This window comes from Sphingomonas sp. S6 (assembly GCF_043498045.1).
GTDB lineage: Bacteria > Pseudomonadota > Alphaproteobacteria > Sphingomonadales > Sphingomonadaceae > Sphingomonas.
This window is the reverse complement of sequence record NZ_JBIEOE010000006.1, coordinates 1-21,718: the sequence shown is the minus strand read 5'-3', so window position 1 is coordinate 21,718 and position 21,718 is coordinate 1. Positions and strand designations below refer to the sequence as shown.

Below are 21,718 nucleotides of genomic sequence, written 5' to 3'. Positions count from 1 at the left end.
TCCGGCCCATGACTGCGTGTGTGTTCGACCCTGCCGACGCGCTGGGCGCGGAATGGCGCGAAGGTCGCTGGATCGGCCGCATCGATCGCGGCGAAGGCCCCTGCCCCGTGCTGGTGGTGGACGGCATCGTCCATGACATGAGCCGCGTCACACCGACGATCGCCGATCTGGTCGCCGCCGCCGCCTTCGATCCCACCAAGGGCGAGGCGATCGGTGCGCTCGATGCGATCGGCCTGTCGGTCGACGGCCCGGTCCGCCTGCTCTCCCCCATCGACCTGCAATGCGTGAAGGCGGCGGGCGTGACCTTCGCCGTATCGGCGATGGAGCGCGTGATCGAAGAGCGCGCCCGGGGTGATTCGAGCGCGGCGGCCGAAGTGCGCGGCCGACTCGAAGGCCGGATCGGCGGGAGCATGCGCGCGGTGGTGCCGGGATCGCCCGAAGCCGCGGCGCTGAAGCAGGCGCTGATCGACGAGGGCCTGTGGTCGCAATATCTGGAGGTCGCGATCGGCCCGGATGCGGAAATCTTCACCAAATCACCCGTCCTGTCGACGGTGGGCTGGGGCGCGGATGTCGGCGTACGGTCCGACTCGACGTGGAACAACCCGGAGCCCGAGGTCGTGCTGCTGGTCGACGCCCAGGGCAAGGCGGTGGGCGCGACATTGGGCAACGACGTCAATCTGCGCGATTTCGAAGGGCGATCGGCGCTGCTGCTGGGCAAGGCGAAGGACAATAACGCCTCCTGCTCGCTGGGCGCGTTCGTGCGATTGTTCGACGACCGATTCACGATGGACGACGTCCGCAACGCCGAGATCACGCTGCGGATCGAGGGCACCGACGGCTATACGCTGGATGGCAGCAGCGCGATGAACCAGATCAGCCGCGATCCCGAGGAATTGAAGCGGCAGGCGCTGAGCGAGCATCATTATCCCGACGGCTTCGTGCTGTTCCTGGGCACCTTGTTCGCGCCGACGCAGGATCGCGACGTCGCCGGTCAGGGCTTTACCCACAAGGTCGGCGATACGGTGGCGATCGCGACGCCGCGGCTGGGGCGGCTGGTCAACCGGGTGGTCCATTCGAAGGATGCGCCGGCATGGGACTTCGGGATCGGTGCGCTGATCCGCAATCTGGCCGCACGGGGGCTGCTGCAATGACCGACACGACGATGACCGACACCCGCGCCATCTACCCCTCGCTGCGCGATCGGCGCGTGATCGTGACGGGCGGCGGATCGGGGATCGGTGCCGGACTGGTCGAGGCGTTCGTGCGGCAGGGCGCCAAGGTCGCCTTCGTCGACGTTGCCGAGGCCGAATCGCAGGCGCTGGTCGAGCGATTGGGCGCAGGCGCGGCGCATGTGCCGCTGTTCCGGCGGCTGGACCTGACCGACCTCGATGCGGTCGCCAGTGTGTTCGCCGACTTGCAGAAGGCGTTGGGCGGGGTCGACGTGCTGGTCAACAACGCCGGCAACGACGATCGCCACACGGTCGCCGACGTCACGCCCGCCTATTGGGACGAGCGGATGAACGTCAATCTGCGCCACCAGTTCTTCGCCGCCAAAGCGGTGGTGCCGGCGATGCAGGCGGCGGGCGGCGGTGTGATCGTCAACTTCGGGTCGATCAGCTGGCATTTGGGCCTCGAAGACCTGATCGTCTACCAGACCGCCAAGGCGGCGATCGAGGGCCTGACGCGCAGCCTCGCGCGCGACCTGGGCCGCAGCAACATCCGCGTGAATGCGGTGGTGCCGGGCAATGTGAAGACGCCGCGGCAGGAAAAATGGTACACGCCCGAGGGCGAGGCGGAGATCGTCGCGGGCCAGTGCCTGGACGGGCGCATCCTGCCCGAGGACGTGGCGGCGCTGGTGCTGTTCCTCAGCTCCGACGATGCGAAGATGTGCACGGGGCATAATTACTGGGTGGATGCCGGCTGGCGGTGAGGGGTTGGGGCGACGGCCTGCCTCTCCCCCACACGGTCATCCCCGCGAAGGCGGGGATCCATATTCCCTGACGGCGGCGGCAGGGCCGACAGCTCAGCCAGTCTGGATTCCCGCCTTCGCGGGGATGACGGTACGGGGTTGGGGTGAAGGAAGGGGTGGCGTGGCCGTCCTCTTACCCCGCGTGACTTTCGGCCCCCTCTTCGACTAGGCAGCGGGCTTCGCAACGCATGGGAGCTGGCGGCTTGGGCAGGGTGACGAGGGCGGTGGCGCAGACATGGGCGATGCTGCTGCTTGCCCTGGCGATTCCGGCGCTGGCCCAGCCCTCCCCCATCGACACTGCGAGCCGCGAACTCGCCGGGGCGGAGACCGACCTTGCCGCGGTCGATTCGGCGCTCGATGGCAAGGTCGATCGTGCGGGCCGGGCCGATCTGCGTACGCGGGCGCTCGCCGCACAAAGTGACGCGCGCGATGCGGCGGATCAGCTGCGTGGGCAGCTGGCGCTGGTCGATGCCCGGATCGCCGGACTGGGGCCGCCGGCCGCCGGCGTCACCGAGGCGCCCGACATTCGCGCCGAACGCAAGGCGCTGGCGCAGGCGCGCGATGCGCTCGATTCGAAGGTGAAGCGCGGACAGCTGATCGCGGTGGAGGCCGGGCAGCTGGTCGCCGAGATCGACGAGGCGCAGGCGGCGGAGATCGGGCAGCGTATCTCGGTCCGATCGCCCTCCCCCGTCTCGCCCGTTTTCTGGGAGGAACTGCTCTCCGCGATGCCGCGCGATGCGCGCCGGGTCGCCACGCTGATGCGGCGCGAATGGTCGCAGGGCGATGTCGCGCTGCGCGCGGGCAAGCCGTGGACCGCTTTGCTCGGCGCGGCGCTGGCGCTGCTGCTGCTGTTCCCCGTGCGGCAGCGGCTGCGGGGGATCGGCCAGCGCTATCTGGTCAGCGACGCGCCGGGCCACCGCGTGCGTCGATCGGCCAATGCGATGTGGCGGGTGCTGATCGGCACCGCGATGCCGACCGCCGCCGCCTTCGTGCTGGTGCAGGGGTTGCGCTGGGCGGCGCTGATCGCACCCGCCTGGAGCCAGCTGGCCGACGCGCTGATCGGCGCTGCGGGCTTTTCGGGCTTCACCGCCGCGGCGGGCGCCGCGTTCCTGATGGCGCGCCAGCCATCGTGGCGGGTGGTGCCGCTGACCGATGCGGTCGCGACCGCGCTGCGACCGACGGTCTGGGTGTTCGCCGCGCTGACCTTCGTCGTCATCCTGCTGGATGCGTTCAACACCGCGATCGGCGCCAGCCCGCCGGTGCTGCTGGCGTCGCAGGTGGCGGAGGCGATCGCCAATCTGCTGCTGATCGGCGGCACGCTGCTGGTGATCGGACGGCTGCGCGCGCGCGCTGCCGCGAATGGCGCGGATGCGCAGGAGGCGGCGACCAGCGTCGGCGTCGGCGTCGGCGCGGCGACGGTGGCGCTGTGGCTGGTCGTCACGGGCGCCGGCCTAGCGCTGCTGGCGGGCTATATCGGTCTGGCGGCGACGGTGTTGCAGTTCGTGCTGTGGACAACGCTGCTGGGCATCTGCACCTATCTGCTGATGATCGTCATCGACGATGTCGCGACCAGCCTGTTCCAGCGCGACAGCCGCGTCGGCACGACACTGCGCCACGGCGTCGGCGTGGGCGGCAGTGCGGTGGACCAGTTCGGCGTACTGCTGTCCGCGGCGCTCCGGCTGGCGATCCTCGCCATCGCGCTGGGGCTGATGCTGTACCCATTCGGTGCGGGCTTCGGATCGGTACTCGATCGACTGAGCGGGCTGGCGCGCGGCGTGCAGATCGGCGGGATCGCGATTTCGCCCGGCAGCATCCTGCGCTTCATCGCGGTGCTCGCCATCGGGCTGTTCCTGGTGCGGCAGTTCATGGGCTGGCTGGACCAGCGCTATCTGCCGACCACCGACCTCGACGGCAGCGTGCGCAATTCGATCCGGCTGGTCGCGCGCTACGTGGGCATCGCGTTGGCGGTGATCTGGTCGCTCGCTTCGCTCGGCATCGGCATGGAGCGGATCGCGCTGCTGCTGTCGGCGCTGTCGGTCGGTATCGGTTTCGGCTTGCAGGCGATCACGTCCAACTTCGTGTCCGGCCTGATCCTGCTCGCCGAGCGGCCGATCAAGATCGGCGACCTGATCCGCGTCGGCACCGACGAGGGCGACGTGAAGCGCATCAACGTGCGTTCGACCGAGATCGAGCTCGCCGACCATTCGACGCTGATCGTGCCCAATTCGGAGCTGATCACGAAATCGGTGCTCAACAAGACGCTGAGCGCGCCGCTGGGGCGTATCCAGGTGCAATTCACCGTGCCGATCGAGGCGGATGCCGATCGCGTGCGCGAGCTGGTGCTGGAGACGTTCGCGGCGGAACCGGCGATCCTCGATACGCCCGAGGCCAAGGCGTATATCGACGGGATCGCCGACGGGCGCGTGCGCTTCAACTGCTTCGCGCATGTCGAAAGCCCGCGCGCGGCGTATAGCGCACGCAGCAACGTGCTGATCGTCCTGCTGCGTCGGATGCGCGAGGAGGGGATCGAACTCGGCACCGTGCCGCAGAAGCTGGAGCTGGTGTCCGCGCTCCCCCTCGCCGAACCCGCCGCGACCGAGCCCAGCGCGCCCTGACCGGCTTGCCCGCCACCGGCGAAGGGGATAGCGCTCCGCCCCATGACCAGCCTGCCGGACTGCCCGCCCGCCCCGCCGCGCCAGCACGAGCATGTCGTCATCGTCGGCGGCGGCTTTTCGGGGACGCTGTTCGCGATCAACCTGCTGCGCCACGAGGGGCCACGCGCGACGCTGATCGAGCGGCGGCCCCACCAGATGGCGCGCGGCGTCGCCTATAGCGCGGCGCATGCCGAGCATCTGCTGAACGTACGCGCAGGCAATATGAGCGCGCTGCCCGACGATCCCGGCCATTTCGTGCGCTGGCTGGAGGCGGAGGGGCTGGGCGATTCCAAGACCTTCGTCTCACGGCGGATCTACGGGCGCTATCTGCGCGGGCTGCTGGACGCGGCGATGGCGGCGCATCCGGGGCGGATCGCGCTGGTCGAGGGCGAGGTATGCGCGATCGACCGCAGCGGCGGGGGCGTGACGCTGTCGCTGCGGAGCGGCGAGGCCATTGCAGCGGATGCGGCGGTGCTGGCGCTGGGCAACCTGCCGCCGCATACGCCGGGCGGGCTCGATCCGGCCGCGCTGCCGACGGGCTGCTATCTGCCCGATCCCTGGGCGGGCGACATTGCGGCGGACCTGACCGACACCGATCGCGTAGTGTTGATCGGCAGCGGGCTGACCGCGATCGACGCAGCGCTGACGCTGGAGGCGGCAGGGTTCCAAGGCGAAATCCTGGCACTGTCGCGGCGCGGGCTGTCGCCGCGGGCGCATGCCGACCTGCCGGGGCAGCCGGGGTTGCGCGAGAAGCCGGCGGGGACGCTGTCGGCGCTCGTACGGCATGTGCGGGGCCGCACCGCGACGATCGGCTGGCGCGCTGCGGTGGACGAGCTGCGCCCCGTCACGCAGCTGATGTGGGGCGCGGCGGATGCGGTGACGCGGGCGCGGTTCCTGCGGCATGTGCGGCCCTATTGGGACGTGCATCGGCATCGGCTGGCGCCCTCAATCGCGGCCAAGATCGATGCGCTGGTCGAGAGCGGCCGGCTGCAATTCGTGGCGGGGCGGATCGTCGGTGCCAAGGCGGCGGGCGATGGCGCCTCGCTGACCTGGCGACCGCGGGGCTGCAAGGAGATCGAGGTCACGTCGGCGCGGCGGATCGTCAATTGCACCGGGCCGCAGGGCGACCTGTTGCGATCCGAGGAGCCGCTGCTGCGGCAGCTGATCGCCGCGGGGCTGGCCCGCCCCGACAGCTTGCGCATCGGGCTGGACGTCGACCACCAGTCGCAGGTGATCCATGCCGACGGGACGGTCGACGACCGGCTGTTCTGCATCGGGCCGATGACGCGCGGCGACCTGTGGGAGGTCGTGGCGGTGCCCGATATCCGCCAGCAGAACTGGACGCTCGCGCGGCGGTTCGCGCACGCGCAATGGGTGGGTGGCGAGGGACTGTAACGTCCCCCGCCTCTCCCTGCTTACCAGTTGATGCCGACGCGGGCGTAGAGGTAGCGCCCGTTGAAGCCGAACGGCGAGTAATAAGGGAAGCCCAGCACGCCCGTGGAGTTGTTCGCGGCGATCTGGCGATCGGGATAGACGTCGAACAGGTTGCTGACGCCGAGGCCGATCTGCGCACCCTTGGGGGCCGAATAGCGCAGCTCGAAATCGGTGATCGCGTGCTGGCCGGTGCGGACGTCGGCGGTGCCGCTCGCCAGCGTGCCCGGCTGGTTGACGTCGCCGTAATAGGTGACGCGGGCGAGCGCGCCGAGCTTGTCGAGCGACCAGTCGATCGTGCCGGTAATCTTCTCGCCCGGCGTGCCCTGTTCCAGCGTCAGGACGCGGCTGCGCGCGAACAAGGTCGGCGCCGGGTTGAGCGTCGCGGTCGAAGTCGGGACGCGGGTGACGTCGATCTTGTTGATATTGCCCGCCAGCGTGAAGTCGAACGCCCCCGCGCTCTCCGTGCGCCAGCGGTAATGCGCGACCGCGTCGATGCCCTTGGTGGTCGAGGCGAGGCCGTTGATGAAGAAGCGCGCCGCCGACACGTTGAACGGCGCGAGCAGCGTCGCGACCGCCGGGCTGAAGGTTCCCGCGATATTTTCCGAAAGGCCGATCTGGTTGCGGATGCGGATCGAATAGGCGTCGACCGTCAGGTCGAAGCCGCCCGCGCGGATGACGGTGCCGACCGAAATATTGGTCGACTTTTCCGCCTGCAACGGACGCCCGCCGAGCGCCACGCCGACCGGATCGGTCGACGGCACGGTGCCGGTCAGGATCGGCACGCCATTGGTGACGACCGAGGCAACCTGGGTGAAATATTGCTGCTGCAGCGACGGCGCGCGGAAGCCGGTGGAGATGGTGCCACGCAGCGCGAACCACGGCGCGACGTCGTAGCGCGCCGAGAACTTGCCGTTGGCGGTGCTGCCGAAGTCCGAATAATCCTCGGCGCGGCCGGCGAGGCCGATCAGGAGCGCATCGGTCAGCTGCGCTTCGAGGTCGAGGTAGACGCTGCCGCTGCGGCGGTTGCGCTTGGTGGCGTTGCGCGGCGCGAAGCCGCCGAAGCCTTGCGCGCCCGGTGCCGACCCGGCGACCGCATCGGTCGCACCGGCAGGGTAATCGTAGGAGGCACGCTCGCCCGGCGTGATCTTATAGCCTTCGCGGCGGCCTTCGACGCCGAAGGCGACGTTCAGCGATTGGAAGACGTCGAACTTGCGGGTCACGTCGAGGCCGGCGACATACTGGTCGTAGGCGACCGCGCCATCGTAGAAGTTGCGCGGGGTGCTCGAGCCGTAGGCGTAGTTCGCCGAGTTGAGCGTGCGGAAGTCGACGGTGTTGCGGCCGTAGCTCAGCGACAGGTCGACGTCGAAGTCCGACACCGTGCCGCGCAGGCCGATCGCCGAATTGATGTCCTTCGACTTGGTGTTGATGATCGGCAGGAAGCCATTGGGAACGCCGGCAAGCGTCAGCTGGGCGATCGTCGTCGCGCTGGCGTTGGCGGCGCGGATGCGCGGGAAGGCGGCGCCGCGGGTGTCACGATCCTGATAGCCGCCGAAGGCGTAGAGGCTGATATTGTCGGTCAGCGAGGTGCCGGCGTTGACGAAGCCGGTGAACTGTTCGACCTCCGGGTCGCCATAGCGGCCGGTCACGCGGTTGGGCGAAACGCGGGTGTCGATGTCGGCGCGGTTGGTCGGCTGACGCTTCAGATATTCGCCCGACAGCGTGATGAAGCCGTCGCTGCCGAAGCCGATGCCCTGCCATGCCGAGGCGGTAACGGTATGCTCACCGGTGACATGGCGGCTGTTGTTCGCGGTGTCGACCTGCGTGTCGTAGAAGCCGTAATTCACCTGCGCGCCGCCGCCCGAGCGGGCTTCGCGAAGGCGCAGGTTGACGACGCCGGCGATCGCATCCGAGCCATATTGCGCCGAGGCGCCGTCGCGCAGCACCTCGATCCGGTCGAGCGCCACGGTCGGGATGGTGTTGAGATCGACCGCTGCCGAACCGCGGCCCACCGTGCCGTTGGTGTTGAGGTTGGCCGAGGTGTGGCCGCGAATGCCGTTGATCAGCACCAACGTTTGGTCGGGCGACAGGCCGCGCAGCGTCGCCGGGCGGATCGCGTCGGTGGCGTCGTTGGCGCTGGGCCGCGGGAAGTTGATCGAGGGGGCCACGGTGGCCAGCGCCGTCGCGAGTTCGGTGGTGCCCTGCCGTTGCAGGCTGGCGCCGCTCAGCACATCAACCGGTGCCACGCTGTCGAGGCGGCTGCGGCCCGTGGCGCGGGTGCCGGTGACGATGATGTCCTGGCCTTCATCCGCGGTCGAGGCGGCGTCGGCGACGGGTGCCGACTGGGCGGGTTCGGTCTGCGGCGCGGTTTGCGGAGCGGCCTGGGCAAGCGCTGCGGCGCTGGCGGCGGCGAGGAGTTCGCTGATGATGGTCACGGTTCAGCCCCTTTTGGAATCGTTGCGCTGGGTAGCGGATGGGGCCGGATAGCCCACTAACCTAGGGGATGAACCGCAAGAAAAACTTTGCTGCGGTGCGGTACGGGTTGCCCCCGTGCTTGGGGCCGGCGTTACGCCCCCTTCCGCTTCAGCAGCGCGGTGCGCAGGCATTGGCAGACCGGTTCGTCGCGCTGGTTGAGGAGGATGTGGCGGAAGGTGACGAGGCCGGCCTCGGGGCGGGACTTGCTGTCGCGCAATTCCACGACTTCGGTCTCGGCGCGGAGCGTGTCGCCGATGAAGACGGGTTTGGGCATCACCAATTTGTCGTAGCCGAGGTTGGCGACGAGCGTGCCGAGCGTCGTGTCGCCGACCGACAGGCCGACCATCAGCGCGAAGGTGAAGGTGCCGTTGACGAGGATCTGGCCGAACTCGCTCGCCTTCGCCGCTTCGGCATCGAGATGCAGCGGCTGCGGGTTGTGCGTCATGGTCGAGAACAGGAGGTTGTCCGTCTCGGTCACGGTGCGGCGGATGTCGTGGGTCAGGCGGTCGCCGACCTGCCAGTCGTCGTAGAAGCGGCCGGCCATTATTGCTCTCCCTGCGGTTCGATGCGGACGAGGAGCGTGCCCTCGGGCACCTGCGCCTCGGGCGTGGCGGTGAGGTCCGCGACCACGCCGTCGAACGGGGCGGTGAGGCTGTGTTCCATCTTCATCGCCTCCAGCGTGACGAGGCGCTGGCCCTTGGTAACGGATTGGCCGGCGGTGACGTCGACGGCGATGATGCGGCCCGGCATGGGGGAGAGGATCGCGCCGTCCCCTGCCCCGCCGGCCGCAGCGGCGGCGGGGCGATAGGGGGTAATCTCCCACGTCTGGCCGCCTTCGGTGACGAGCAGGCGGTCGACGGCGGGGGTTCGCGACCGTGCAGGCGCGTCGGCGAAATCGACCTCGACCGGCTCGCCCGCAACCGACAGCATCGCCATCTGGCGCGGCGCGGCGTTAAGGCGGAAGCCCGGCACCGGTTGCGGGCCGGCGAGCGCCTGGGCGGCTTCGACCAGCACCTCTTCGCTGGGCAGCGCGGGCGGCATCAGCGCGTCGCCTTCGCGGGCGATCAGGCCCGTGTCGAGGGTCGCGGCGACAAATGCGGGGTGGTCGAGCGCCTCGACGAGGAAGCCGGCGTTGCTGCGCAGCGGCCAGACGATCGCAGCATCGAGCGCATCGGCGAGCGTCTCGCGTGCCTCTTCGCGGGTGTCGCCGTGCGCGATCACCTTGGCGATCATCGGGTCGTAATACGGGGTGATCGTTGCGCCCTGCTCCACCCCGGTATCGACGCGCACGGTGTCGCCGAGGTCGAAGGCGTCGAGGCGGCCGATGCTGGGGAGGAAGCCCTTGGCGGGATCCTCCGCGTACAGGCGCGCTTCCATCGCGTGGCCGTGGATCGACAGCTGGTCCTGCCGGCAGGGTAGCGGCTCGCCACTGGCGACGCGGAGCTGCCATTCGACGAGGTCTTGCCCCGTGATCATCTCGGTCACCGGATGTTCGACCTGCAGCCTGGTGTTCATCTCCATGAACCAGATGCGGTCGGCGTTCAGGCCCTGGCTGGCGTCGGCGATGAACTCGATCGTGCCGGCGCCGACGTAATCGACCGCCTGCGCGGCCCGGACGGCGGCGGCGCAGACCGCCTCGCGGGTCGCGGCGTCCATGCCGGGGGCGGGCGCTTCCTCGATCACCTTCTGGTGGCGGCGCTGGAGCGAGCAGTCGCGCTCGAACAGATGGACGACGTTGCCGTGGCTGTCGCCGAACACCTGCACCTCGATATGGCGCGGCGAGAGGACGTATTTTTCGAGCAGGACGCGATCGTCGCCGAACGAGGCCGCCGCCTCGCGTTGGCAGCTGGCGAGCGCTTCGGCGAAATCGGCGGCATCGTCGACGCGGCGCATGCCCTTGCCGCCGCCGCCCGCCACCGCCTTGATGAGCACGGGATAGCCGATCGCGTCGGCCTCTGCCTTCAGGCGATCGGGCGACTGGTCTTCGCCGAGATAGCCGGGCGTGACGGGCACGCCGGCGGCGATCATCCGCGCCTTGGCGGCGTCCTTCAGCCCCATCGCGCGGATGCTGTCGGGATTGGGACCGACCCAGATCAGGCCGGCGTCCTGCACCGCCTGCGCGAAGTCGGCGTTTTCGCTCAAGAAGCCGTAGCCAGGGTGGATCGCCTGCGCGCCCGTGGCTTGCGCGGCGGCGATGATGCGCTCGCCGATCAGATAGCTTTCGGCCGGACGCGCGCCGCCGATCGCGACCGCCTCGTCGGCCTCGCGGACGTGCAGCGCGGTCGCATCGGCATCGGAATGGACCGCGATCGTGCGGATGCCGAGGCTGCGCGCGGTGCGGATGATGCGGCAGGCGATCTCGCCGCGATTGGCGATGAGCAGCGATTCGATCACGGGACGCTCCGGGGGAATTGTTGCTGGAAGTGGACGAAGTGGAGGGTACGTCGTGTCCCGGAAACCGGGGGCCGCGGGGGCGAGAAACGTACCGGGGTATGCGCGGCGGGGGCGAGGAGCGAGGCCATGCGTGCTCCTCTTACCACAGGCGGCAGCGTGTAGGACAGCGTCATATGGCGGCGCATCCGTCGGTGCGGAGCGCATGGGCGACGTTGCAGATGGCGGCGCCGTCGCGACGGTCGAGCGCGGCGAGGATGGCGAGGATGGCGAGGATCATAGGCTGTCCTTATTCCTCCCCGAAACGGGGAGGTGGCAGCCCGCAGGGCTGACGGAGGGGCAGCCTCGGGCGGGCGGCTGCGATGATCGCCGTCACCGCCGCGTCGAGGTCGCGGAGGATGACGGTTGCGGGAAGGCGCACCGTTTCGATGGCGTGGAGCGCAAGCCACGCGTCTCGGCTGGCGTCGAATGCAGGTTGGTCGCCGCGCTCGTGCGCTTCGCCGTCGACTTCCACGCAGAGTTTGGCAGCGGCGCAGAAGAAGTCGAGCGTGTAGGCGCCGATTGGGTGCTGCTTGCGGAACTTGAGGTCGGCCGGGCGTTGCTTGAGTGCACGCCAGAGCAGGATTTCGGGCAGCGACATCTCCTGGCGCTGACGACGTGCGCGATGGACGGTGCCACTCGATGCTCGGAGCATTAGATCCTCCCCGGTACGGGGAGGTGGCGCCGCGAAGCGGTGACGGAGGGGCAGCCAAGCAAGGGCGCCGCTTGGGGCTGCCCCTCCACCATGCTGCGCATGGTCCCCCTCCCCGTGCCGGGGAGGAATAAGGTCACGTTCGCCCTCACATCCGGAACACGCCGAAGCTCGGCCGCTCCGGAATGGGAGCGTTGAGGCAGGCGGCGAGGCTGAGGCCGAGAACGTCGCGGGTCTGCGCGGGATCGATGATGCCGTCGTCCCACAGCCGCGCGGTGGCGTACCAAGGGTTGCCCTCGTCTTCGTATTTGGCGCGGACGGGGGCCTTGAAGGCTTCGGCCTGGTCGGGCGTCCACGTGTCCGCGTCGCGGTGGACAGTGGCGAGGACGCTTGCCGCCTGTTCGCCGCCCATCACGCTGATCCGGCTGTTGGGCCAGGTGAACAGGAAGCGGGGCGAATAAGCGCGGCCGCACATGCCGTAATTGCCCGCGCCGAAGCTGCCCCCGATCAGGATCGTGATCTTGGGGACGCTCGCGGTGGCGACGGCGGTGACGAGCTTGGCGCCATGTTTGGCAATGCCTTCCGCCTCATATTTCCCGCCGACCATGAAGCCCGAAATGTTCTGGAGGAACAGCAGCGGGATTTTGCGCTGGCAGGCGAGTTCGATGAAGTGCGCCCCCTTTTGCGCGCTTTCGCTGAACAGCACGCCGTTGTTGGCGAGGATGGCGACGGGCAGGCCGTGGATCGTCGCGAAGCCGCAGACGAGGCTGGCGCCGTACAACGCCTTGAACTCGTGGAATTCGGAGCCGTCGACCAGGCGGGCGATCACTTCATGTACGTCGTACGGCGCGCGGACGTCGTCGGGGATCAGGCCGTAGAGGTCCTCCGCCGGGTAGAGCGGCGCGCGGGCGGGCGCGATCTGCGGGCCGGTCTGTTCGGGCAGCGTCGCGACGATATCGCGGACGATGCTGAGCGCGTGATCGTCGTTTTCGGCTACGTGGTCGACCACCCCCGATCGGCGGCCGTGCGTGTCGGCACCGCCTAGGTCTTCGGCGCTGATGACCTCTCCGGTCGCGGCCTTCACCAGCGGCGGGCCGGCGAGGAAGATCGTGCCCTGCCCGCGGACGATGATCGTCTCGTCGGACATGGCGGGGACATAGGCGCCGCCCGCGGTGCAGCTGCCCATGACGCAGGCGATCTGCGGGATGCCTAACGCCGACATATTCGCCTGGTTGAAGAAGATGCGGCCGAAGTGATCGCGGTCGGGGAAGACCTCTGCCTGATGCGGCAAATTGGCGCCGCCGCTGTCGACGAGATAGATGCACGGCAGGCGATTTTCCTGCGCGATCTCCTGCGCGCGCAGGTGCTTCTTCACGGTCAACGGGAAGTAGGTGCCGCCCTTCACCGTCGCATCGTTGCAGACGATCATGACCTGCCGGCCCGACACGCGGCCGATCCCGGCGATCATGCCGGCGCCCGGCACCTCGTCGTCGTAGAGGCCGTAGGCGGCGAGCTGACCGATTTCGAGGAAGGCGCTGCCGGGATCGAGCAGGCGTTCGACCCGCATCCGGGGGAGCAGTTTGCCGCGCGACGTGTGGCGCTCGCGGGATTTGGCGTTGCCGCCGAGACCCGCCGCCGCGACGTCGGCGCGCAGGCGATCGGCGAGCGCGCGGTTGTGGGTGGCGTTGCGGGCGAAGGCTTCGCCGTCGCGGGTGACGGTGGTGGGGAGCGTGGGGCCCATCAGATCCTCCCCGGCACGGGGAGGGGGACCGCGCTGCACAGCGGCGTGGTGGAGGGGCCGGCGGAGCCGGCGCTGCGCGCCGCCCCTCCACCATTCGCTGCGCGAACGGTCCCCCTCCCCGCGCTGCGCGCAGGGAGGAATTGGGAGGCCCTCACTGCGCCACCTTCGGCGCGGCGCCGATGAGTTCGCGGCCGATCAGCATGCGGCGGATTTCGTTGGTGCCGGCGCCGATGTCGAGCAGCTTGGCGTCGCGCAGGAAGCGTTCGACCGGCCAGTCCTTGGTGTAGCCGGCGCCGCCCAGCGCCTGGATCGCCTCCAGCGCGACCTTCACCGCGTTTTCGGAGGCGAGCAGGATCGCGCCGGCCGCATCGAAACGCGTGGTCTTGCCGGCGTCGCAGCTCTTGGCGACGGCATAGACGTACGCGCGCGCCGAGTTGAGCGCGACGTACATGTCGGCGATCTTGCCCTGCATCAGCTGAAACTGGCCGATCGGCTGCCCGAACTGTTTCCGTTCGCGGACGAAGGGGACGACGACGTCGAGGCACGCCTGCATGATCCCGAGCTGGATACCGGCGAGGACGGCGCGTTCGTAATCCAGGCCGCTCATCAGCACGCCGACGCCGCCGTTCAAGGGCCCCATGATCTGGTCGGCAGACACATAGCAATCGTCGAACACGAGCTCCGCGGTGGGCGAACCGCGCATGCCCATCTTGTCGATCTTTTGCCCGATGCTGAAGCCGGGCATGTCCTTCTCGATCAGGAAGGCGGTGATGCCGCGCGACCCCTCACCCGTCTTGGCATAGACGACGAGCGTGTCGGCATATGCCGCGTTGGTGATCCAGAATTTGGTGCCGTTGAGGACGTAGCCGTCGCCTTTCGCCTCGGCGCGCAGCTTCATCGAAACGACGTCGCTGCCCGCGCCCGCTTCGGACATGGCGAGGCTGCCGACATGTTCGCCGCTGATCAGCTTGGGCAGGTATTTCGCCTTTTGCTCCGCGCTCGCCCAGCGGCGGATCTGATTGATGCAGAGGTTCGAATGCGCGCCATAGCTGAGGCCGATCGACGCCGACGCGCGACTGACTTCCTCCACCGCGACGACATGTTCGAGATAGCCGAGGCCGAGGCCGCCGTCGGCTTCCTCGACGGTGATGCCGTGCAGGCCGAGCTCGCCCATCGCGGTCCACAGCTCATCCCGGGGGAACCAGTCGTCGGCGTCGATCTTCGCGGCGAGCGGCGCGATCCGGTCGGTGGCGAAGCGCTGCGTCGAGTCGCGGATCATGTCCGCCGCCTCGCCGAGGGCGAAATCGAAATCGGGTGTCACATCCGCTCCTATGTCTTCGCGCCCCTGCTACCACAGGCACGGGCGCCATGGAAAATCGACAGCGGACGCGGCGACGTATAGATGGCCTCTATGATCGATCGCTATCTGATCCGCTATTTTCTGGGTGTCGTCGATCAGGGGAGCTTTTCCGCGGCTGCTGTCGGCGCGCGGGTGACGCAGCCGACGCTGTCGGCGGGGATCGCCAAGCTGGAGACGTTGCTCGGCCAGCAACTGTTCGACCGCAGCGGGCGGCGGGTGCGGCTGACCGAGGCGGGCACGCGCTTTGCCGATCATGCCCGGCGGATCGAGGCGGAGTTCGCCGCCGCCGAACGCGCGGTGCAGGCGACGCCGCCGCACCGGCTGATCCGCATCGGCGTGGCGCCGACCGTCTCCACCATCGCGCTGGGCGAGGCACTCGCCGCCGCGCGGGTCGCGGCGCCGGACGAGCGGATCGAGATCGTCGAAGGGCGAGCGAGCGAGCTGCAGGGCAAACTGGATCACGGCCGGATCGATGCGCTGCTGGGGCCCGGCGTGGCGCGCAATGCGCTCGACGACGGAGGCGACGTGCGATTGTTCGAGGAGGGCTATGGCGTCGCGATGGCGGCGGCACACCCCCTCGCCCACCATGCCAGCGTGTCGGCGGAGGCGATCGCCGGCGAGACGATGATCGTGCGGCGCCAGTGCGAGGCGTTACCGCTGGTCAGCCGCTTCTTCACCACGCGCGGCGTCCGCCCGTTCATGGCGGCGCGAACGGTGAGCGACGACCGCGCGAGCGCCTATGTCGCGGCGGGTTTGGGGATCACGGTGATGCCGTACAGCCTGTGCGTGCCGGGCGTCGCGATGGCGGCGCTGGCGGGGTTCGACCTGACGCGCGTGGTGGGCGTGCGCGTGCCGGCCGCGGCACGGACGCGGTTGGAGCCGAGTGGGGCGTGGCAGGCGTTCGTGGAGGCGATGGGCGGCCCGGCCTCAGCGGCGTGACGGTGGCGGGCGTGTCCGGGGTCTGGAGCACTCCCGTCGGTATAGCCGTCACCCCAGCGAAGGCTGGGATCTCCCGGTTATCGCGTGCGCCAGGAGCCGTAAGAGACCCCAGCCTTCGCTGGGGTGACGGCTTCGGCGCGTGACGACAGGACGCACGAAAAAGGGCGCGGGAGTTGCCCCCCGCGCCCTTCGTGTCTCGCGACGCTGCGGATTACTCCGCGGCGGCGGTGCCCTTCGCGGGGCGCGTGTCGCGGCGCTCGGCGATACGCGCCGACTTGCCGGTGCGGCCACGCAGATAATAGAGCTTCGCGCGACGCACGGCGCCCTTGCGGACGACGTCGATCGAATCGATGTTCGGCGAATAGAGCGGGAAGACGCGCTCGACGCCCTCGCCGAAGCTGATCTTGCGGACGGTGAACGACGAGCCCATGCCCTTGTTCGAACGCGCGATGCACACGCCTTCGTAGTTCTGGACGCGGGTACGCTCGCCTTCGACGACCTTCACGCCGACCTTCAGCGTGTCGCCGGGACGGAATTCGGGGATCGCGCGCTTGGCGGTCAGCTTTTCGATCTGCTCGGCTTCGAGCTGCTGAATGAGGTTCATGAGTCTCAGTCCTTACGTCGCCGCGCGCCAGAGGGAGGTTGGACCCGAGCGCCCTCATGGCGCTCCCAAAGGTCCGGCCTCCGTAGCCGTGTATCGACCTCTGCCTGGTGTTGCCGCCAGGCCGCGATCTTCGCACGATCCCCCGATCGCAGCACTTCGGGGATCGTGCGCCCTTCCCATTCATAGGGGCGGGTATATTGCGGATATTCGAGCAGCCCCGTTTCGAAGCTCTCGTCATCCCCGCTGGAAGGCGCGCCCATTACGCCGGGACGCAGCCGAATGCAAGCGTCGAGCAGCACCAGCGCCCCCATCTCGCCACCCGACAGGATATAGTCGCCGATCGAGACCTGTTCGATGTTTCGCGCCTCGAACAGCCGTTCGTCGAAGCCTTCGAACCGGCCGCACAGGATGATGACGCCGGGGCCGTTCGCGAGCGCGCGGACGCGCTGTTGGGTGAGCGGGGCGCCGCGCGGGGTCATGGCGAGGATCGGGCGGCCGTCGGCGACGCTGTCCACCGCCGCGGCGAGCACGTCGGCGCGTAGCACCATGCCGGCGCCGCCGCCCGCGGGCGTATCGTCGACCGAGCGGTGCCTGTCGGTGGCGAAGTCGCGGATCTGGACGGGATCGCAGGTCCAGCCCCCTTCCCGCAGCGCGCGGCCGGCGAGCGAGACGCCCAAGGGACCCGGGAACATCTCCGGGTAGAGGGTCAGGACGGTGGCGGCGAAGGTCATTGGGTCCAGTTTTCGATTACGAGGCCGGGGATGTCGGCGAAGTCGGCCTCGTTGTTGGTGACAAGGATACATCCGAGCGCGACGGCATGGGCGGCGATCAGGCGATCGAAGCTGCCGCGCTTGAACGGCAACCGGGCGTACGCTTTCGCGGCCAGATGATCGAACGGCGCTACCTCGAACCGGCTCGACACCTGATCGAGCACGTCCCACGGCGGGCGCTTGCCGTTCCAGCTGCCGATCGCAACCTCCGCAAAGACGATCGACGACAGGCCAACGTCACCCGCCTCACAATCGCTCACCCGAGCGCGCAGGATCTCGGGTTCGCCGCCAAGCACCGCGATCAGGGCGTTGGTGTCGAGCATGACCCTCATCGGTCGTCGCCCTGCCAACCCTTCCATTCGGGATCGTCCCAAATGCGAGGGGGATCATCGAACAGCCGCTCCTCAGGCGTGAGCGGCTTCAGATCGGGACAGGAGCCCCAGATTCCGGTCAGATCGATTTTCCGGCGGGCGACCGGCGCGGGTTCGACGATGAAACTGCCCCGCTCCTCGCGCAGCAGCATCTCGTCGCCGTCCTTCAGGCCGAGCGCCTTGGGCAGGCGCAGCGCGACCGAATTGCCTGATTTGAACACCTTGGCGCGATATTCGTTACCCATGCCATGCCTCCGTATAGACGGAATGTATATACATGACGGACGTGGGGCAAGGCGACGGCTCAGGGGACGACGGCTTGGACGATTGCATCATCATCGGCGCGGGGCCGGCAGGGCTGACCGCGGCGATCTATCTGGCGCGGTTCCACCTCTCCATCCGGCTGTTCGACAGCGGGTCGAGCCGCGCGGCGATGATCCCGTGCACGCGCAACCATGCCGGCTATCCGGAGGGGATCGCGGGCAAGGAGCTGCTGCGGCGGATGCGCGAGCAGGCCGAAAAATACGGCGCGTACCGCGAGGAAAAGAAGGTCACGGCGATCCTGCCGGAGGGCGACGATTTCCGCATCGTCACCGACGATGGCGACTTTTGCGCGCGCACCGTCCTGCTGGCGACGGGCGTGGTGAACCACCGGCCCAAAATCCTGCCCGAGGTGCATGACCCGGCGCTGGAACGCGGGCTGATCCGCTATTGCCCCATCTGCGACGGGTATGAGGTGACCGACAAACGCGTCGGCGTGATCGGCACCGGCGACCACGGCATGCGTGAGGCGCTGTTCCTGCGTGGCTATACGCGCGACGTGACGCTGATCGCACCCGAGGCGGAGCATGCGCTGGACGCGGCCTGCGCGGCCAAGCTGGACGAGGCGGGCATCGCGCGCGTCGATGGCCCGTGCGGCGGCTGGGCGATCGAGGGCGATCGGATCGCGCTCGATACCGCGGGCGGGCGGATGGCATTCGACAGCGTCTACCCGGCGCTGGGATCGCGGATCCGATCGCATCTGGCGATCGCGGCGGGGGCGCGGGCGAGTGACGAAGGGTGCCTGGAGGTGGACGACCACCAGCGCACCAGCGTGCCCGGGCTATTCGCGGCGGGCGACGTGGTGAAGGGGCTGGACCAGATCAGCCATGCGATGGGCGAAGCAGGCGTGGCGGCGACGACGATCCGGAACTTGCTGGCGGAGCGTGGGCGCTTGTGGCGATGAGGTGAGGCGCGGCTTCCACCCCCACCCCGTCACCCCGGACTTGGTCCGGGGTCCACCGGGCCGCAGGGGAACGACGAAGCCTCTAGCCGCCCCCCATCGCCGCGGAGTGGACCCCGGACCGAGTCCGGGGTGACGGTGGGTTTGGGGAACCGTTACTCCACGAAGTCGGCGTTCACCGTCAGCGCGTCGTGGTTCCACTCCGGCACGGCGTCGGCGTTCATGGGGATCATGAAGCGCTTGCCATTGGCGCGTTCGATTTCGAGCACGTCGCCGGCGCCGAAATTCTCGACGAGCACGACGCGGCCGAGGTCTTCGCCAGTGGCGGACACGGCGGGCAGGCCGATCAGATCGGCGTGGTAATATTCGCCCTCACCTAGCGGCGGCAGCGCCGAGCGGGGGACGGTGAGTTCGGTACCGCGCATCGCCTCGGCGGCGGTGCGGTCGGGGATTTCGGCGAAGCGCGCGATCGTGCCGTTGGCGCCGGGCTGCGCGGATTTCAGCGTCAGCGCGCCGCCGTTGAAGCTCTTATAGGCGCCGATATCGTCGGCGAAGACCTTCAGGCGGACCTGGCCGTGGATGCCGTGTGCGCCAATCACCACGGCCAAGGTCACGGGCGCGTCGGCACCCGGCGCGTCAGGCCTGGTCGGGCGATCCGTCGGTTCCTGCTGGGGCATCGTCATCCCCTTCGGCGGGATCGGTGGAGGATACGCCCTGATTGGGCGCGTCAGCCGCAGCGTCCTCGAACGTCTCGTCGGGGGCGGTGCGGGGATCGGGATCGATGGCCATGGTGCGTGAACCTCCTCGGGTAGGAGGGGCTCAACGCACCATGGTCGGTATCGATGCTTAGGCTTCGGTGGTCTCTTCGGCCGGAGCCTCTTCCGCCGGGGCGGCAGCAGCGGCGGCGGCCGCTTCTTCCTGCGCCTTCAGCTTCTCGGCACGCTCTTCGGCGCGCTCGGTGGCCTTTTCGCCCGGCTTGCCCTTGTTCGGGTTCGAACGGGCGGCGCGCTCACGCACGCCCGCCTGATCGAGGAAGCGCGCGACGCGGTCGGTCGGCTGCGCGCCGTTCGACAGCCAGTACTTGGCGCGATCGGCGTCGAGCACGACGCGGTTCTCGGCGTCCTTGGCGAGCAGCGGGTTGTAGTTGCCGATCTTCTCGATGAACTTGCCGTCGCGGGGGCTGCGCGCATCGGCAACGACGATGCGGTAGTAGGGGCGCTTCTTGGAGCCGCCACGCGACAGACGAATGCTGAGTGCCATTGTAGTTGTCCTTCTTCGTAATCGTCACCCCAGCGAAGGCTGGGGTCTTTGGTTGGTGTTTCGCCCTTTCCGGGAGATCCCAGCCTTCGCTGGGATGACGGTTTGGGGCGTGGGTTACTTCTTCTTCAAAAGATTTTCGAAGCCGGGGGGCAGCTTGGGCATGCCGTCCTGACCGCCGCCGAGGCCGGGCAGGCCCTTGGGGAGGCCACCGCCCGCCTTGTCCATCATCTCGCCGAGGCCGGCGCCGCCGAGCGCGTTGCCGAGGCCGCCCATGCCGCCCTTGCCGAGCATCGCCATCATGCCCTTCAGACCGCCCATCTTCTTGATCTTCTTCATGGCGGTGGACATTTCCTGGTGCATCTTCAGGAGCTTGTTCACCTCCTGCACCGTCGTGCCCGAGCCCTTGGCAATGCGGATCTTGCGCTTGGCGTTGATCAGTTCGGGCTTGGAGCGCTCCTTCACGGTCATCGACCCGATCATCGCGTCCATGTGGATGAGCACCTTGTCGCCACCCGCCTGCGCGAGCGCGCCCTGTGCCTTCTTCATCCCCGGCATCATGCCCGCGAGCGCGCCGAGGCCGCCCATGCGGCGCATCTGCGCCAGCTGGCCGCGCAGGTCGTTCATGTCGAACTGACCCTTGGCCAGCCGTGCGGTCATCCGCTCGGCGTCTTCCTGCTGGATCGATTCCGCGGCGCGCTCGACGAGGCTGACGACGTCGCCCATGCCGAGGATGCGACCGGCGACGCGGCTGGGGTGGAAGGCCTCCAGCGCGTCCATCTTTTCGCCGGTGCCGGCGAACTTGATCGGCTTGCCGGTGACGGCGCGCATCGACAGCGCCGCACCGCCGCGCGCATCGCCGTCCATGCGGGTCAGCACGACGCCGGTCAGCGGCACCTGTTCGGAGAAGTTGGTCGCGACGTTGACCGCATCCTGGCCGGTCAGGCTGTCGACGACGAGCAGGATTTCCTGCGGCGTCGCGATGTCGGCGACCGCCTTCATCTCGTCCATCAGCGCCTGATCGACGTGCAGACGGCCGGCGGTGTCGAGCATCAGCACGTCGAAGCCCTGGAGCTTCGCCGACTGGAGTGCGCGGCGGGCGATGTCGACCGGCTGCTGGCCGGCAACGATCGGCAGCGTCGCGACGTCGATCTGCTTGCCGAGCGTCGCGAGCTGTTCCTGCGCCGCCGGGCGATTGACGTCGAGCGACGCCATCAGCACCTTCTTGCGGTCGCGGCCCGACAGGCGCTTGGCGATCTTGGCGGTGCTGGTGGTCTTGCCCGAGCCCTGCAGGCCGACCATCATCACGACCGCGGGCGGCGTGACCGACAGGTTCAGCTCGCTTTCGTCCGCGCCGAGCATCTCGACCAGCGCGTCGTTGACGATCTTGACGACCTGCTGCCCCGGCGTGACCGAGCGCAGGACGTTCTGCCCGACCGCTTCCTCGGTGACCTTGTCGACGAACTGGCGGGCGACCGGCAGCGCGACGTCCGCCTCGAGCAGCGCGACGCGCACTTCGCGCATCGCGGTCCGCACATCGGCCTCGGTCAGCGCGCCACGGCCGCGGAGGCGGTCGAATACGCCGCCAAGCCGGTCGCTCAGACTGTCGAACATCGCCTCAAATCCTCATCATACCACACAACGCAAAAGACGCCGGCGGGCGAAACCTCGCCGGCCAGCGTGCACCCGTAGGCGCTCCATCGATCGCATTCCGTGGTGGAACGTGGGTGGGCGTGTAGGGGAAATGGGGCGTGGTGGCAAGAGCCCGCCCTTCGTCACCCCGGACTTGATCCGGGGTCCCGCTATTTGCCCCGCTCCACAAGAAGAAGCGGGACCCCGGATC

At 68.7% G+C, this 21,718-nt stretch carries 20 protein-coding genes; 6 read left to right on the top strand and 14 right to left on the bottom strand.

All coding sequences use genetic code 11. The features are described from left to right. Positions 1 to 8: 8 nt before the first annotated feature. The 4 genes from ACGVWT_RS11220 (at position 9) to ACGVWT_RS11205 (ending at position 6,018) form a co-directional block, all read left to right on the top strand. Entirely contained in the window at positions 9 to 1,151 is a 1,143-nt protein-coding gene (locus ACGVWT_RS11220) for a fumarylacetoacetate hydrolase family protein (protein WP_315461955.1), read from the top strand. Continuing rightward, complete coding sequence (locus tag ACGVWT_RS11215; protein ID WP_315461954.1) at positions 1,148 to 1,930, top strand: SDR family NAD(P)-dependent oxidoreductase; 783 nt, start codon at positions 1,148 to 1,150, stop codon at positions 1,928 to 1,930. Before ACGVWT_RS11220 ends, ACGVWT_RS11215 begins: the two co-directional genes overlap by 4 nt. A gap of 281 nt (positions 1,931 to 2,211) precedes the next feature. Beyond that, the gene (locus ACGVWT_RS11210; RefSeq protein ID WP_394426571.1) at positions 2,212 to 4,584 is read left to right on the top strand and encodes a DUF3772 domain-containing protein; all 2,373 of its coding nucleotides are present in this window, start codon (positions 2,212 to 2,214) and stop codon (positions 4,582 to 4,584) included. Positions 4,585 to 4,626: 42 nt separating this feature from the next. Continuing rightward, a complete protein-coding gene (locus tag ACGVWT_RS11205; protein ID WP_315461952.1) occupies positions 4,627 to 6,018 on the top strand; it encodes an FAD/NAD(P)-binding protein in 1,392 nt (463 codons plus the stop codon). A gap of 20 nt (positions 6,019 to 6,038) precedes the next feature. Here ACGVWT_RS11205 and ACGVWT_RS11200 read toward each other — a convergent pair whose 3' ends face one another. The 6 genes from ACGVWT_RS11200 to ACGVWT_RS11175 form a co-directional block, all read right to left on the bottom strand. Further along, positions 6,039 to 8,489: a TonB-dependent siderophore receptor gene (locus tag ACGVWT_RS11200; protein WP_315461951.1), complete on the bottom strand. Its 2,451-nt coding sequence runs from the start codon at positions 8,487 to 8,489 to the stop codon at positions 6,039 to 6,041. Between the two features lie 131 nt (positions 8,490 to 8,620). Continuing rightward, on the bottom strand, positions 8,621 to 9,073 hold the full coding sequence (locus ACGVWT_RS11195; protein WP_315461950.1) for a MaoC family dehydratase: 453 nt from the start codon (positions 9,071 to 9,073) through the stop codon (positions 8,621 to 8,623). Continuing rightward, the gene (locus ACGVWT_RS11190) at positions 9,073 to 10,923 is read right to left on the bottom strand and encodes a biotin carboxylase N-terminal domain-containing protein (RefSeq protein ID WP_315461949.1); all 1,851 of its coding nucleotides are present in this window, start codon (positions 10,921 to 10,923) and stop codon (positions 9,073 to 9,075) included. Before ACGVWT_RS11190 ends, ACGVWT_RS11195 begins: the two co-directional genes overlap by 1 nt. 286 nt (positions 10,924 to 11,209) lie before the next feature. Then, positions 11,210 to 11,614, bottom strand: a complete 405-nt coding sequence (locus ACGVWT_RS11185; protein ID WP_315461948.1) for an endonuclease domain-containing protein — start codon at positions 11,612 to 11,614, stop codon at positions 11,210 to 11,212. Between the two features lie 145 nt (positions 11,615 to 11,759). Beyond that, positions 11,760 to 13,352, bottom strand: a complete 1,593-nt coding sequence (locus tag ACGVWT_RS11180; protein WP_394426394.1) for a carboxyl transferase domain-containing protein — start codon at positions 13,350 to 13,352, stop codon at positions 11,760 to 11,762. A gap of 151 nt (positions 13,353 to 13,503) precedes the next feature. Further along, positions 13,504 to 14,631 (bottom strand): isovaleryl-CoA dehydrogenase, encoded by a 1,128-nt coding sequence (locus ACGVWT_RS11175; RefSeq protein WP_116461389.1) that lies wholly within the window; start codon positions 14,629 to 14,631, stop codon positions 13,504 to 13,506. Positions 14,632 to 14,763: 132 nt separating this feature from the next. On the opposite strand from ACGVWT_RS11175, the gene ACGVWT_RS11170 reads away from it, so the two are divergent. Continuing rightward, complete coding sequence (locus tag ACGVWT_RS11170) at positions 14,764 to 15,651, top strand: LysR family transcriptional regulator (RefSeq protein ID WP_315461947.1); 888 nt, start codon at positions 14,764 to 14,766, stop codon at positions 15,649 to 15,651. 211 nt (positions 15,652 to 15,862) lie between these two features. On the opposite strand, the gene rplS is transcribed toward ACGVWT_RS11170, so the two are convergent. Genes rplS through ACGVWT_RS11150 form a run of 4 tightly spaced genes read right to left on the bottom strand, consistent with a single transcriptional unit; the run spans position 15,863 to position 17,641 of the window. Beyond that, positions 15,863 to 16,255 (bottom strand): 50S ribosomal protein L19, encoded by a 393-nt coding sequence (gene rplS, locus ACGVWT_RS11165; RefSeq protein ID WP_017978256.1) that lies wholly within the window; start codon positions 16,253 to 16,255, stop codon positions 15,863 to 15,865. A 5-nt stretch (positions 16,256 to 16,260) separates the two neighbouring features. Then, complete coding sequence (gene trmD / locus ACGVWT_RS11160; protein WP_394426390.1) at positions 16,261 to 16,986, bottom strand: tRNA (guanosine(37)-N1)-methyltransferase TrmD; 726 nt, start codon at positions 16,984 to 16,986, stop codon at positions 16,261 to 16,263. Beyond that, positions 16,983 to 17,357 carry a type II toxin-antitoxin system VapC family toxin gene (locus tag ACGVWT_RS11155; RefSeq protein WP_315461945.1) on the bottom strand — a complete coding sequence of 125 codons (375 nt, stop codon included), beginning with the start codon at positions 17,355 to 17,357 and terminating at the stop codon, positions 16,983 to 16,985. The genes trmD and ACGVWT_RS11155 overlap by 4 nt, the downstream gene beginning before the upstream one ends. Further along, the gene (locus ACGVWT_RS11150) at positions 17,354 to 17,641 is read right to left on the bottom strand and encodes an AbrB/MazE/SpoVT family DNA-binding domain-containing protein (protein WP_315461944.1); all 288 of its coding nucleotides are present in this window, start codon (positions 17,639 to 17,641) and stop codon (positions 17,354 to 17,356) included. Before ACGVWT_RS11150 ends, ACGVWT_RS11155 begins: the two co-directional genes overlap by 4 nt. Before the next feature lie 32 nt (positions 17,642 to 17,673). On the opposite strand from ACGVWT_RS11150, the gene ACGVWT_RS11145 reads away from it, so the two are divergent. Further along, positions 17,674 to 18,621, top strand: coding sequence for an NAD(P)/FAD-dependent oxidoreductase (locus tag ACGVWT_RS11145; RefSeq protein WP_315461943.1), 948 nt, complete (start codon positions 17,674 to 17,676; stop codon positions 18,619 to 18,621). Positions 18,622 to 18,773: 152 nt separating this feature from the next. Here the strand turns inward: ACGVWT_RS11145 and rimM are convergent, their stop codons facing one another. From rimM to ffh, 4 genes are all read right to left on the bottom strand, one after another. Further along, positions 18,774 to 19,301, bottom strand: a complete 528-nt coding sequence (rimM, locus tag ACGVWT_RS11140) for a ribosome maturation factor RimM (RefSeq protein ID WP_315461942.1) — start codon at positions 19,299 to 19,301, stop codon at positions 18,774 to 18,776. Next, positions 19,255 to 19,407, bottom strand: a complete 153-nt coding sequence (locus ACGVWT_RS11135) for a hypothetical protein (RefSeq protein ID WP_165800837.1) — start codon at positions 19,405 to 19,407, stop codon at positions 19,255 to 19,257. Before ACGVWT_RS11135 ends, rimM begins: the two co-directional genes overlap by 47 nt. A gap of 57 nt (positions 19,408 to 19,464) precedes the next feature. Next, complete coding sequence (rpsP, locus tag ACGVWT_RS11130; RefSeq protein ID WP_116460789.1) at positions 19,465 to 19,878, bottom strand: 30S ribosomal protein S16; 414 nt, start codon at positions 19,876 to 19,878, stop codon at positions 19,465 to 19,467. 114 nt (positions 19,879 to 19,992) lie between these two features. After that, the gene (ffh, locus tag ACGVWT_RS11125; RefSeq protein ID WP_017978249.1) at positions 19,993 to 21,489 is read right to left on the bottom strand and encodes a signal recognition particle protein; all 1,497 of its coding nucleotides are present in this window, start codon (positions 21,487 to 21,489) and stop codon (positions 19,993 to 19,995) included. Positions 21,490 to 21,718 lie beyond the last annotated feature (229 nt).